This is a genomic window from Methylobacterium aerolatum (genome assembly GCF_022179085.1).
Lineage (GTDB): Bacteria > Pseudomonadota > Alphaproteobacteria > Rhizobiales > Beijerinckiaceae > Methylobacterium > Methylobacterium aerolatum.
The window spans coordinates 60545-73399 of the sequence record NZ_BPQE01000002.1 but is presented as its reverse complement, the minus strand read 5'-3'; the positions used below and the strand labels follow the sequence as shown (position 1 = coordinate 73399).

The 12855-nt window shown below is 70.7% G+C and carries 13 protein-coding genes; 8 read left to right on the top strand and 5 right to left on the bottom strand.

Annotated features, from left to right (window positions below; genetic code table 11):
* Nucleotides 1-11 precede the first annotated feature (11 nt).
* Entirely contained in the window at nucleotides 12-866 is an 855-nt protein-coding gene (locus MFF06_RS00840; protein WP_238201087.1) for a prephenate dehydratase, read from the top strand.
* 19 nt (nucleotides 867-885) lie between these two features.
* Here the strand turns inward: MFF06_RS00840 and MFF06_RS00835 are convergent, their stop codons facing one another.
* The gene (locus MFF06_RS00835) at nucleotides 886-1611 is read right to left on the bottom strand and encodes a tyrosine-protein phosphatase (protein ID WP_238201086.1); all 726 of its coding nucleotides are present in this window, start codon (nucleotides 1609-1611) and stop codon (nucleotides 886-888) included.
* Between the two features lie 213 nt (nucleotides 1612-1824).
* On the opposite strand from MFF06_RS00835, the gene MFF06_RS00830 reads away from it, so the two are divergent.
* Both MFF06_RS00830 and ppa read left to right on the top strand, forming a co-directional pair.
* On the top strand, nucleotides 1825-2331 hold the full coding sequence (locus MFF06_RS00830) for a GNAT family N-acetyltransferase (RefSeq protein ID WP_238201084.1): 507 nt from the start codon (nucleotides 1825-1827) through the stop codon (nucleotides 2329-2331).
* A gap of 111 nt (nucleotides 2332-2442) precedes the next feature.
* Nucleotides 2443-2976, top strand: a complete 534-nt coding sequence (gene ppa, locus MFF06_RS00825; RefSeq protein WP_238201083.1) for an inorganic diphosphatase — start codon at nucleotides 2443-2445, stop codon at nucleotides 2974-2976.
* Between the two features lie 128 nt (nucleotides 2977-3104).
* On the opposite strand, the gene MFF06_RS00820 is transcribed toward ppa, so the two are convergent.
* On the bottom strand, nucleotides 3105-4388 hold the full coding sequence (locus MFF06_RS00820; RefSeq protein WP_238201081.1) for an FAD-dependent monooxygenase: 1284 nt from the start codon (nucleotides 4386-4388) through the stop codon (nucleotides 3105-3107).
* Between the two features lie 141 nt (nucleotides 4389-4529).
* Here MFF06_RS00820 and tesB point away from each other — a divergent pair, with 141 nt between their 5' ends.
* The 3 genes from tesB to MFF06_RS00805 all read left to right on the top strand — a co-directional run bounded on the left by tesB (nucleotide 4530) and on the right by MFF06_RS00805 (nucleotide 7642).
* Nucleotides 4530-5411, top strand: coding sequence for an acyl-CoA thioesterase II (tesB, locus tag MFF06_RS00815; protein ID WP_238201079.1), 882 nt, complete (start codon nucleotides 4530-4532; stop codon nucleotides 5409-5411).
* A gap of 286 nt (nucleotides 5412-5697) precedes the next feature.
* Nucleotides 5698-6036 carry a P-II family nitrogen regulator gene (locus MFF06_RS00810; RefSeq protein ID WP_010683623.1) on the top strand — a complete coding sequence of 113 codons (339 nt, stop codon included), beginning with the start codon at nucleotides 5698-5700 and terminating at the stop codon, nucleotides 6034-6036.
* Between the two features lie 103 nt (nucleotides 6037-6139).
* Complete coding sequence (locus MFF06_RS00805) at nucleotides 6140-7642, top strand: ammonium transporter (RefSeq protein ID WP_238201078.1); 1503 nt, start codon at nucleotides 6140-6142, stop codon at nucleotides 7640-7642.
* 168 nt (nucleotides 7643-7810) lie between these two features.
* On the opposite strand, the gene serA is transcribed toward MFF06_RS00805, so the two are convergent.
* Together serA and MFF06_RS00795 are read right to left on the bottom strand one after the other, a co-directional pair.
* Nucleotides 7811-9418: a phosphoglycerate dehydrogenase gene (gene serA, locus MFF06_RS00800; protein ID WP_238201077.1), complete on the bottom strand. Its 1608-nt coding sequence runs from the start codon at nucleotides 9416-9418 to the stop codon at nucleotides 7811-7813.
* Nucleotides 9419-9646: 228 nt separating this feature from the next.
* Nucleotides 9647-10816 (bottom strand): phosphoserine transaminase, encoded by a 1170-nt coding sequence (locus tag MFF06_RS00795; RefSeq protein ID WP_238201075.1) that lies wholly within the window; start codon nucleotides 10814-10816, stop codon nucleotides 9647-9649.
* 187 nt (nucleotides 10817-11003) lie between these two features.
* Here MFF06_RS00795 and MFF06_RS00790 point away from each other — a divergent pair, with 187 nt between their 5' ends.
* Nucleotides 11004-11183 (top strand): hypothetical protein, encoded by a 180-nt coding sequence (locus MFF06_RS00790; protein WP_238201073.1) that lies wholly within the window; start codon nucleotides 11004-11006, stop codon nucleotides 11181-11183.
* A gap of 9 nt (nucleotides 11184-11192) precedes the next feature.
* Here MFF06_RS00790 and trmD read toward each other — a convergent pair whose 3' ends face one another.
* Entirely contained in the window at nucleotides 11193-11927 is a 735-nt protein-coding gene (gene trmD, locus MFF06_RS00785) for a tRNA (guanosine(37)-N1)-methyltransferase TrmD (protein WP_238201072.1), read from the bottom strand.
* Nucleotides 11928-12002: 75 nt separating this feature from the next.
* On the opposite strand from trmD, the gene MFF06_RS00780 reads away from it, so the two are divergent.
* The gene (locus tag MFF06_RS00780; RefSeq protein ID WP_238201070.1) at nucleotides 12003-12722 is read left to right on the top strand and encodes a class I SAM-dependent methyltransferase; all 720 of its coding nucleotides are present in this window, start codon (nucleotides 12003-12005) and stop codon (nucleotides 12720-12722) included.
* Nucleotides 12723-12855: the final 133 nt, after the last annotated feature.

Here is a 12855-nt window from a genome sequence, read left to right as displayed (position 1 = left end):
CGCCAGAGACCATGTCCGCACGCACGATCTCCTACCAGGGCGAGCCCGGGGCGAACTCCCACATCATCTGCAGCCAGGCCTATCCGGACTGGACGCCGCTGCCCTGTGCCACCTTCGAGGACGCCTTCGCGGCGGTGACCGAGGGCCGGGCCCAGCGGGCGATGATCCCCATCGAGAACTCGCTGGCGGGCCGCGTGGCGGACATCCACCACCTCATCCCGCTCTCGCCGCTCCACATCGTGGCCGAGCACTTCCTGCCGATCCACTTCCAGCTGATGGCGCTGCCGGGCACGCCCATCGAGGCGCTGAAGTCGGCCCACAGCCACGTCCACGCGCTCGGACAATGCCGCCGGATCATCCGCCGCCTCGGCCTGCGCTCCGTGGTGGCGGGCGACACGGCGGGCGCCGCCCGGGAGGTCGCCGAGGCGGGGGACCGGACCCGCGCCGCCCTCGCCCCCGCCCTCGCGGCGGAGGTCTACGGCCTGGAGATCCTGGCCCGCGACGTCGAGGACGCCGCCCACAACACCACGCGATTCGTGGTCTTCTCCCCCGAGCCGGAGGCGGCCGACGGGGAGGGCGCCTTCGTCACAAGCTTCGTCTTCCGGGTGCGCAACATCCCGGCCGCCCTCTACAAGGCGCTCGGCGGCTTCGCGACCAACGGCGTCAACATGACGAAGCTCGAAAGCTACATGGTCGAGGGCGAGTTCACCGCCACGCAGTTCTACGCGGAGGTCGACGGCCACCCCGACGAGCCGGGCCTGCGCCGGGCGCTGGACGAACTCGGCTACTTCTCCCGCGAGGTCCGGGTGGTGGGCACCTATCCGGCCCACCCGTTCCGCGAGGCGGCGCGGCCGCCGGGGGGGTAGGGGCGCCGGATCCGGGCCGCTACTCGCGCCGGATCAGCCGGTCCACCACCACGTCGGACCAGAAGCCCGGCCGGAAGTCGCGCTTCAGCGCCTCGGGGTCGTAGACGGTCTCGACCCAGGTGAGGAAGTCGAGGCCCTTCGCCTCGCCCTCCGCGAGGTAGCGGGCGAAGAAGGCATCGAGAATGCCGGTCTTGGCGAACCGGAAATGGCCGTAGCGGGCCGAGAGCTGGCGCGCGGCCTCCGCCACGGGGCGCCCCTCGTGCAGGATCAGGTAGAGGGCGGCGGCCAGGCCCGCCCTGTCCGCTCCCGCCTTGCAATGCATCACCGCCGGGTACTCGATCTCGGCGAAGAACCGCTTGGCCGCCAGGATCGTGTCCGGATCGGGCGCCTCGCGGGAGCGCAGCACGAATTCCACCAGGGTCAGGCCGTGCCGCTCGCACGCCTCGCGCTGGAGGGGCCAGGACCCGTGCTCCCGCCCGCCGCGCAGGGAGATGACGGTGCGGATGCCCTCGGCCCGGAAGCGGGCGAGCTGATGCGGACCCGGCTGGGCCGAACGCCAGATCCGGCCGTCGCCGACCCGGTGCCTGTTGAGATAGGCGAGACGGAACACCCCGTGATCGATGAGGAGCATGTTCGCCCAGGCCATGAGGCGGCTGCCGGGACCGCCGATCGGTCGCTCGAAGCGGGCGATGCGGGCCATCCGGCGTGCGTAGCGCCGCTCGGGCGTGAGGAAACGTTTGAACACGGTCGATCCGGGGGACGATGCCCGCCTGTACCAGCCGTCCGGGGGAGGGGCAAATCTCCGCGATCGCCCCCGGCCCTCGCCCCGCCGCCGGTGCCGCCGCCGGTGCCGCCGCGCGAGATCGGCGCCGATCTTGCCTTCACTCAGTCCAGATCGGCAGCGAACCTCCGGGCCGCCCGGGTGTTGTCCGCCGGAGGATCAGGGGAGATCTCGCCCATGAGCACGCGCACGACGAGCATCCGCCGGGCCCGGGACGGGGATGTCGGCGGCTTGTCGCGGGTGTTCGACGAGGCGTGGAGGGATGCCTATCGCGGCATCATCCCCGGTGTCGCCCTGGAGCGACTGATCTCCCAGCGGGGCCGCCCGTGGTGGCGCGCAGCCCTCAGCCGGGGGCGCCCGGTCGCCGTGGTGGAGACCGGTGAGACGGTCGTCGGCTACGCGTCCTACGGCCGGGCCCGCAGCCGGGCGCTCGGGGCGGACGGCGAGATCGACGAACTCTACCTGCTGCCGGAATTCCAGGGCGTCGGGCTCGGGCGGCGCCTGTTCCGGGCCGTCCGCAACGATCTCGCCGATTACGGCCTGGGCCGCCTCGGCGTCTGGACTCTCGAAGACAATGTCCGGGCGAGCGCCTTCTACGAAAGTATGGGTGGCACGCGGGGACCGCTCGTCCCCGACAGGCTGGCCGGGATCACCCTGGCGAAGGTGGGGTATTTATTCGGCTAAACGGAAGCGTGACGGTTTTTCCGTTCCGTTGCCGCTGCGCAATTCTCAGATCGCGCCCGCATGTCTATGAGACGCCCGATGGCGGCGAGATCCGCACACGGGAGCGACCCTATGAAAATCGATGCCCTCTCGATCGGCAAGAACCCGCCGCACGACGTCAACGTGGTGATCGAGGTGCCGCTCGGCGGCGAGCCCATCAAGTACGAGATGGACAAGGAGTCCGGCGCCCTGGTCGTGGACCGGTTCCTCTACACCCCGATGTTCTACCCGGGGAACTACGGCTTCATCCCCCACACCCTGTCGGGTGACGGCGACCCCTGTGACGTGCTCGTCGCCAACACCCGCGCCGTGGTGCCGGGCGCGGTGATGAGCGTGCGCCCCGTGGGCGTGATGGTGATGCAGGACGAGGGCGGCGAGGACGAGAAGATCATCGGCGTGCCCTCCCGCCACCTGACCAAGCGCTACGACCGGGTCGAGAACTACACCGATCTGCCCGAGATCACGATCCACCAGATCCAGCACTTCTTCGAGCACTACAAGGATCTCGAGCCCGGCAAGTGGGTGAAGTTCGTCCGCTGGGGCGACAAGGAGGAGGCTCACCGCCTCATCGCCGAGGGCATGGAGCGGGCGAAGAACAAGGGCTGAGCTTCCAACGCCACCGTCATTGCGAGTGAAGCGACGCAATCCAGGGATCCGTCACGTCCGGAGACGTCCCGCTTCCCTGGATTGCGTCGCTGGCGCTCGCGATGACGAAAAGGAGGTGCGCCCTACCCCTACAGCGCCTCCCCCCGCATCAGCCGCGGCACGGTGCGGCTGCGCTGGGCCGCCTCGCGGATGAAGAAGCCCTTCAGGCCCGGCAGGCGGTCCACGAGGCCGAGGCCCAGGTCGCGGGCGAGCCGCACGGGAAGGGTGTCGTTCGAGAACAGCCGGTTCAGCCCGTCGGTGGCCGCCGCCATCGCCACCGTGTCGAAGCGCCGGGCCCGCTCGTAGGCCCGAAGCACCTCGGGCGCGCCGGGATCGAGGCCGAGGCGCAGCGCCTCCGTCACGCCCTCCGCCAGGGCCGCCACGTCCGCCAGCCCGAGATTGAGGCCCTGCCCGGCGATCGGGTGGATGATGTGCGCCGCGTCGCCGAGCAAGGCCACGCGTTCGGCCTGGAACGCCCGCGCGATCCCTACCGCGAGCGGATGGCTCGACGGGCCGGATTCCAGAGCCAGGGCTCCAAGATCGAGGGTGAAGCGCCGCTCGATCTGCTCCATGACCTCGTCGGGCCCGCCCGACAGGAGGGCCTCCGCCTCGTCCGCCCGCTCCGTCCAGACGATGGAGGAGCGGTGGCCGAGGGACCCGCCATCGGGGAGCGGGAGGATGGCGAAGGGGCCGGAGGGCAGAAAATGCTCGAAGGCTCGGCCGCCATGCGGCCGTTCGTGGCCAATGGTCGCCACGATGCCGACCTGGGGATAGGTCCGGCCGACCCAGCCGATGCGGGCCGCCTCGCGCAGGCGGGAGCGCGCTCCGTCCGCCGCCACAAGGAGGTCGGCGGCCAGCGTCTCGCCGCTGGTGAGGGTCGCGACGATCCGCGGACCCTCGCAGGCGGCCCGGACCACGCCCGCCCGCGCCACGGCGACGTCCGCCTCGGCGCAGGCCGCCGCGAGCGCCGCCGCGAAGGGCTCCGCCTCGACCATGTGGGCGAAGGGATCCTCCGGCCTGCGCCCGGTCTCGGTGTCGAAGCTCAGGAAGGTCGGCCGCACCGGGTCGGAGACCCGGCTGTCGCTGATCTCCATGCGGGTGATCGGCTCCGCCGCGCCCTCCAGGCGCGCCCAGACGCCGAGTTGCGTCAGCATCCGCCGACCGCCGGCCGCGACGGCGTAGGCACGGCCGCGCTGGCGCTCCGGGGCCACGCCGTTCGGGTCGAGCACGGTGACGCCGAGCGCCGGGCCGTTGGCGCGTTTGAGGGCGAGGGCCAGGGTCAGGCCCACGAGACCCCCGCCTGCGATCAGGACGGCGCGGCTCGGGCGGCGGGAGGCCTCCGGGGAAGGGCGGGTCGCGTCGGTGGCGGTCATCCAAGCTCTCTGTCAGCGGGCGTTGGCCATGGAGCGGGCCATGGAGCGGGCGGCCCGGCCACCCATGGACCGCGCCGAGGCCCCAGCCTATGTCGCGTCTGGGCCGAGAACGGAAACCACCGGCCCCCGGATCCCTGACCCATGTCCGACGCCGACACCGATGCGATGACCGAGGCCGTGGCGGAACTCATCGCCATCCTCGACCTGGAGCGGCTGGAAGTCGACCTGTTTCGCGGCCAGAACCCGAAGACCGGGTGGCGGCGCGTGTTCGGCGGGCAGGTGGTGTCGCAGGCCCTCGTCGCCGCCGCCCGTACGGTGCCGGCGGACCGGCCCGCCCATTCCCTCCACGCCTACTTCCTCCTGCCGGGCGACCCGCGCGTGCCCATCGTCTACGAGGTCGAGCGCCTCCGCGACGGGCAGAGCTTCACCACCCGCCGGGTCAAGGCGATCCAGAACGGCCGGGCGATCTTCGCCACCACGGTGTCCTTCCAGATCCGCGAGGAGGGGTTCACCCACCAGCCCGCGATGCCCGACGTGGCGGGGCCGGACGGGCTGCCCGGCGGGCCGGAACTCGCGGCCAACGCGCAGCTGCCGGACACGATCGCCGCCTATTTCGCCCGCCCGCGTCCGATCCTGCTGCGGCCGGTGGATTGGGAGCGCTACCGCAACGACGGGCCCCGCGCGCCGGTCTTCAACGTGTGGCTCAAGGCCGCCGCCGACCTGCCCGACGACGAGGCGCTGCATCAGGCGGTGATGGCCTACGCCTCGGACATGACCCTGCTCGATGTGTCTTTGATCCCGCACCGCCGCTCGGTATTCGATCCGCAGGTCCAGGCGGCGAGCCTCGACCACGCCCTCTGGTTCCACCGGCCGTTCCGCGCCGACTCCTGGATGCTCTACGCCCAGGACAGCCCGGCGGCCACGGGTGCAAGGGGCTTCGCCCGGGGCCAGATCTTCGATCGCGCGGGCAACCTCATCGCCTCCGTGGCGCAGGAAGGGCTCATCCGCCCACGCCTGGATTAAAGCACCCTCGCCGACGTGGCGTGGTGTTTCTGAACATTTCTGCGCCGCTTGCCTAAGCGATAGGCATCAAGCCGTGCGCATGCGCATTCGATGGGCGCCGCCCTGATCAACGGGCAGGCATGGGCCGCCGCGCGCGGCGCCCCAATGGCCGAGCTTGGCTGGCACAGTCCTTGAATAGAGGGGCACAACCGCAGGCCATCCCGGCCATGTGGGCCACCCGGATCGGGGTGCCGCGCCGGTCGGGCAGCGGCGACGGATCCCAAGGATCAAGTAGGGGGTGCCACCCATGAAGATCGTGATGGCCATCATCAAGCCGTTCAAGCTGGAAGAGGTGCGCGATGCCCTCACCGGCATCGGCGTGCACGGCCTGACGGTGACCGAAGTGAAGGGTTACGGCCGTCAGAAGGGCCACACCGAAATCTATCGCGGCGCCGAGTACGCCGTGAGCTTCCTGCCGAAGCTCAAGATCGAGGTGGCCGTGGCCAGCGACCTGACCTCCAGCGTCATCGACGCCATCGCCGGGGCCGCGCGCACCGGCCAGATCGGCGACGGCAAGATTTTCGTGATGCCCCTCGAGAAGGCGGTGCGCATCCGGACCGGCGAGACCGACGCCGACGCCCTCTGATCGATCGACGAGTGCGCGCCGGCCCCGCCCGCAGCGCCCTTGCGACCACCCTCGTCCCTCTCAGACCTTCCATAACGCGACAGCGACCGGGAGCCTTGTGCCCATGAAACTCCGTACTGCCCTCTCGCTCGGCTTGGGAGGAGCGGCCCTCGCGCTCCTCCTGATCGAGCCTTCGCTCGCGCAGACGCCTGCGCCCGAGGCGGCCACCGCCGCGCCCCCGGCGCCCCTCCCGAACAAGGGCGACACCGCCTGGATGCTGGTGTCGTCGGCCCTCGTGCTGATGATGAGCGTACCCGGCCTCGCCCTCTTCTACGGCGGCCTCGTGCGCACCAAGAACATGCTCTCGGTCCTCACCCAGGTCTTCGCGATCGTCGCGATCGCCGGCCTGCTCTGGGTGTTCTACGGCTACAGCATGGCCTTCACCAACGGTGGCGGCCTCAACGACTTCGTCGGCGGCTTCTCCAAGGTCTTCCTGAAGGGCGTCGATGCCAATTCCAACGTCGCGACCTTCTCGAACGGCGTCGTGATCCCGGAATACGTCTACATCTGCTTCCAGATGACCTTCGCCATGATCACGCCCGCGCTGATCGTCGGCTCCTTCGCGGAGCGGATGAAGTTCTCGGCGCTGGTGGTGTTCGTGATCCTCTGGATCACGGTCATCTACTTCCCGATGGCCCACATGGTCTGGTACTGGGCCGGGCCGGACTCCATCGCCGCCGCCGCCAAGGCGCTCGCCGCCGCCACGGACGACGCCTCGAAGGCGACCGCCCAGGCTGCGCTGGATGCCGTCAACAAGGACGCGGGCTTCCTCTTCCAGAAGGGCGCCCTCGACTTCGCCGGCGGCACCGTGGTGCACATCAACGCGGGCATCGCCGGCTTCGTCGGCTGCCTGATGCTCGGCAAGCGCATCGGCTACGGCCGTGACCTGCTCGCCCCGCACTCGCTGACCATGACCATGATCGGCGCCTCGCTCCTGTGGGTCGGCTGGTTCGGCTTCAACGCCGGCTCCAACCTCGAGTCCAACGGCACCGCCGCGCTCGCCATGCTCAACACCTTCGTCGCCACCTGCGGCGCGGCGGTGGCGTGGCTGTTCGCCGAGTGGGCGCTGAAGGGCAAGCCGTCTCTGCTCGGCATGGTGTCGGGCGCCATCGCCGGCCTCGTGGCCGTCACCCCGGCCTCCGGCTTTGCCGGCCCGATGGGCTCGATCGTGCTCGGCCTCGTCGCCGGCGTGGTCTGCTTCATCATGTGCTCGACGGTGAAGAACGCGCTGGGCTACGACGACTCGCTGGACGTCTTCGGCGTGCACTGCGTCGGCGGCATCCTCGGCGCCCTGGCGACCGGCATCCTCGTCGATCCCAAGCTCGGCGGCGTCGGCATCCCCGACTACTCCACCAAGCCGGGTGAGCTGGTCGTGGGCGCCTACGACATGATGAGCCAGGTCATCATTCAGGCGGAGGCGGTCGGCCTCACCCTGCTCTGGTCGGGCATCGGCTCGGCGATCCTCTACAAGCTCGTCGACCTGACGATCGGCCTGCGCGTCACGCAGGAGGAGGAGCGCGAGGGTCTCGATATCGCCGACCACGGCGAGCGGGCCTACAACTACTGATCCCTTCCGGGTGAGAAGAAAGAAGGCCCCGGCTCCCGCGAGCCGGGGCCGTTTTCATTTGGCGTCACGTCATTGCGAGTGAGGCGAGGCAATTCAGGGAGGCGCCAAGGTCGGAAGTCTGGCCTCCGTCCCCGGGCTGATTCGCTCGCAGCGACGGGCCGGGGACCGTCAGAACCGCAGCGGGCGCACCCGCTTCACCTGCGGAATGTCGGCGATCTGTGCCAGGACCTCGGCGGGCACCGCACCGTCCACCGCCACGAAGGCGATGGCGTCGCCGCCCTCCCGGTCCCGGCCGAGGTTGAAGGTCGCGACGTTCATCCCCGCCTCGCCGAGCAGGCTGCCGAAACGGCCGATGAAGCCCGGCTTGTCGTGATTGCGCACGTACAGCATGTGGGGCGCGAAGCCCGCATCCATGGCGATGCCGCGGATCTCGATCACCCGGGGCTTGCCGTCCTGGAAGACGGTGCCCGCCGCATCGCGGGGCATGTCCTGCGCCTCGACGGTGATCCGCACCACCGACTCGAAGGTCGTCAGCGCCCCGCCCCGGCGGACCTCGTCCACCACGATGCCGTGCTCGTGGGCGAGACTCGGCGCAGAGATCATGTTCACGTCGGAGCGGAAGGCCCGCAGCACGCCCGTCACCGCCGCCGCCGTCAGCGCGCGGGTGTTCATCTCCGCGACCGCGCCCTCGTAGACGACGCGGATGCCGGTGACCGGCGCCTCCGTGAGCTGGCCGAGGAAGGAGCCGAGCTTCTCCGCCAGTTCCACGAAGGGCCGCAGGCGCGGCGCCTCGTCGGCGCTGATCGCAGGGAAGTTCACGGCGTTGGCGATGGCCCCGTCATTGAGATAGGCCGCGATCTGCTCGGCCACCTGCAGCGCCACGTTCTCCTGCGCCTCCGCCGTGGAGGCGCCGAGATGCGGCGTGCACACCACGTTCGGATGCCCGAAGAGCGGGTTCTCACGGGCCGGCTCCTCCAGGAACACGTCGAGGGCCGCGCCCGCCACATGGCCCGAATCGAGGGCCGCCTTGAGCGCCGCCTCGTCGAGCAGGCCGCCGCGGGCGCAGTTGACGATCCGCACGCCGGGCTTCGTCCGGGCCAGCGCCCCGGCGGAGAGGATGTTGCGGGTCTTCTCGGTGAGGGGGACGTGCAGGGTGATGACGTCGGCCCGCGTAAGCAGATCGTCGAGTTCGACCTTCTCGACGCCGAGCGCCACCGCCCGCTCCGCCGACAGGAAGGGATCGTAGGCGATCACCTTCATCCTCAGCCCGATGCCGCGCTCGGCGGCGATGGCGCCGATATTGCCGCAGCCGACGACGCCGAGCGTCTTGCCCGTCAGCTCAACGCCGAGGAAGCGGTTCTTCTCCCACTTTCCGGCTTGCGTCGAGGCGTCGGCCTGCGGGATCTGGCGGGCGAGGGCGAACATCATCGCGATGGCGTGCTCGGCCGTGGTGATGGCGTTGCCGTGGGGCGTGTTCATCACGATCACGCCCTTGGCCGTGGCGGCGGGGACATCGACGTTGTCGACACCGATTCCGGCCCGGCCGATCACCTTCAGCCGGGTCGCGGCCTCCAGCACCTTCGGAGTGACCTTGGTGGTCGAGCGGATGGCGAGCCCGTCATAGGCGCCGATCTCGCGGATCAGGGCCTCCCGGTCCTTGCCGAGATCGGGCCGGAAATCGACGGCAATGCCGCGGTCCCGGAAGATGCGGATCGCCGCCTCGGAGAGGGCATCGGACACGAGGACGCGTTTGGGGGGCTGGGTGTGCGCGGGCATGGGGCCTCCGGCGCTGGAAGGGGGATGGACGTGCGGGCGCGTATCCCCGTCGCTGAGGGGGCGGCGAGCCTCGAACCCTCGCCGTCATTGCGAGCGTCAGCGAAGCGATCCAGGGTAGCAGGGCAATTCCGAACCGTGGCGGATCCCTGGATTGCTTCGCTTCGCTCGCGATGACGGGTGAGGCTTCGAGCGGTCGAAGCGTCCTCTTCGAGGGGAGGGCGCGGGTCTTCAGGCCGCGGCGGTGAGCGCGGCCTTCTCCTGGGCGAAGGCCCAATCGAGCCAGGGCAGCAGGGCCTCGACGTCGGCGGTCTCCACCGTGGCCCCGCACCAGATCCGCAGGCCGGCGGGCGCGTCGCGGTAGGCCGCGATGTCGAGGGCGACGCCCTCCTTCTCCAACCGCGCGGCGATGCCCTTGGCCAGGGCGGCGACGGCGGCATCGCCCTTGGCCAGCACGTCGGGATCGGCGATCACGAGGCAGACGCCGGTGTTCGAGCGCGTCGCCGGATCGACGGCGAGCGGCGCCACCCAGGGGGTACGGTCGACCCAGGCATAGATCGCCGCCGCGTTGGCGTCGGCCCGGGCGTGCAGGGCGGCCAGGCCGCCGAGTCCCTTCGCCCAGGCCAGGGTGTCCAGGTAATCCTCCACCGCGAGCATGGACGGCGTGTTGATCGTGTCGCCCTTGAAGATGCCCTCGATCAGCTTGCCGCCGCTGGTGAGGCGGAAGACCTTCGGCAGCGGCCAGGCCGGGGTGTGGCTCTCCAGCCGCGCCACGGCGCGGGGCGAGAGGATCAGCATCCCGTGCGCGGCCTCGCCGCCCATCACCTTCTGCCAGGAGAAGGTGACGACATCGAGCTTGTCCCAGGCGAGCGGCTGCGCGAAGGCCGCCGAGGTGGCATCGCAGATCGTCAGGCCCTCGCGGTCGGCGGCGATCCAGTCGCCGTCCGGCACCTTCACCCCGGCGGCGGTGCCGTTCCAGGTGAAGACCACGTCGCTGTGCTTCGTGTCGATCGCCGCGAGGTCCGGCAGCACGCCGTAGGGCGTCTGGTGGATCGTGGGGTCGATCTTCAGTTGCTTGAGCGCGTCGGTGACCCACTCCTTGCCGAAGGCCTCCCAGGCGGCGACCGCCACGGGGCGGCAGCCGAGCATCGTCCACATCGCCATCTCGACGGCGCCCGTATCGGAGGCCGGGACAATGCCGATCCGGTAATCGGACGGAACCTGGAGGATCTCGCGGGTCAGGTCGATCGCCTGCGCGAGCTTGGCCTTGCCGAGGGGGGAGCGGTGCGAGCGGCCGAGCGCGGCATCGGCCAGGGCTTGCGGGGTCCAGCCGGGGCGCTTGGCGCAGGGGCCGGACGAGAAATGGTTCACGCGCGGGCGCGTGGTGGGGCGAGCACTCATGATGATCCATCCTTGCAGATGGGCGCTCCTCGTTGGGGAGGAGTGTCCCGCCGACGCGCATGCGCCGATTTGCCCGCCGAAGCAAGCCCGCCCCGCACCGGGACGGCACCCCGGCGGGCCGACATACCGCCGGTTAAGACCGGCCCGCTAGGGTCGGTGGCGTACCGCGTTGTGTTTCAGGTGCATCATGTCCTTCGAAGATGCCGCGACCGTCGTGGCCTGCGCGCTCGTGCTCGCCTGCAGCTTGATGCTCGTGCCGCGGGCGCGGCGGGGCGAACCGCTGGAGCGCCCCCAGGTGCAGAGGCTCGAATTCGATCCGCTCCTGATGGATCCGGACGGTCCGGTGCTGGACCTCGAAGCCGCCTGACCGTCCAAGTCAGTCCGGACGGCGCAGCAGGTCGGGCCGCCGCTCGGCGGTGATCCGCTCGGCCTCCGACCGGCGCCACCGGGCGATGGCGCCGTGGTTTCCCCCGCACAGCACCTCCGGGATGGCCCGGCCCTCCCATTCGCGGGGCCGCGTGTAGTGGGGATATTCGAGGAGCCCGCCCTCGAAGCTCTCCTCCTCGCCCGAGGCGGCCTTGCCCATCACGCCGGGCAACAGGCGCACGCAGGCATCGAGCAGCGTCAGCGCCGCGATCTCGCCGCCCGACAGCACGTAATCGCCGATCGAGACCTCCTCCAGGCCGCGCCCGGCGATCACCCTCTCGTCCACCCCCTCGAACCGGCCGCAGACCACGAGGAGGCCAGGGCCCGCCGCGAGTTCCCGCACCCGCTCCTGCCGCAGGGGGCGCCCCCGGGGGGACATCAGCAGCCGGGGGCGAGGATCGTCGGCGACCGTCGCGGCATCGATGGCGGCGGCCAGCACGTCGCAGCGGAGCACCATGCCCGCGCCGCCGCCCGAGGGCGTATCGTCCACGGCGCGGTGCCGCCCCAGGCCATGCTCGCGGATGTTGCGCGCCTCCAAACTCCAATCGCCCCGGGCGAGGGCATCGCCGGAGAGGGACAGGCCCAGCGGACCGGGGAACATCTCCGGGTAGAGGGTGAGGATCGTGGCCCGCCAGGGCGAGGGGGCTCGCGCCGGTCCCGCGGGCGTCGTGTCTGCGTCGGTCATGGCGCTCCATCGCCCGTCCGGTGCGGCACGGTCAACGCAGGCGGCACCGGCGCCGCATTCGCGCGGTTATGGGGCATGATCCGTCTCCTGCTCCTCCTCTCCGCCGCCTTCGTCCTCCCCGCCGAGGCGGCCGGCCCGCTGGCGCCCGCCGGGGCCCCCGCCGATGCGTTCCCGAAGCCGGATCGCCCGGTGGCGGAGATCATCGCGCCGCAATGGTCGCCAGAGGCGGACCGGGACAAGACCGGCGAGTTCGAGACGGTCGTGGAGGCGATGCGCATCCGCCCCGGCGAGACCGTGGCCGATATCGGCGCGGGCAGCGGCTACTACGTCGTCCGCCTGAGCCCGAAGGTCGGCGAGACGGGCAGGATCCTCGCCGAGGACGTGATGCCGGACTATCTCGCGGCCCTCGAGCGGCGGGTGAAACCCTTCGGCAACGTGACCGTGGTGCAGGGCGAGCCCCACGACCCGCGCCTGCCGCCGGCCTCCGTCGATGCGGTGGTGCTCGTCCACATGTACCACGAGATCACGCAGCCCTTCGGCCTGCTCTACAACCTCGCCGCCTCGATGCGGCCCGGCGGCCGGGTCGGCATCCTCGATGCGGACACGATCCCGTCCCGCCACGGCACGCCACCCGCGCTCCTGCGCTGCGAATTGAAGGCCGTGGGCTACCGGGAGACGGGGTTCCACCCGATCCCCGGAGGCGCCTACCTCGCCATCTTCGAGGCGCCTGCGCCGGAGAATCTGCCGAAGCCGGCGGCGATCCGGCCTTGCCGGGACACCGCGACGAAGCGGTGAGGCGGCAGGGCGTATCTCCGTCGTTGCGAGCAACACGAAGCTATCCAGGGATCCGCCACGTCTTCACGCGTCGCGCTGCCCTGGATTGCTTCACATTACTCGCACTGACGACGCAGACATTTCCGGGGAAGGT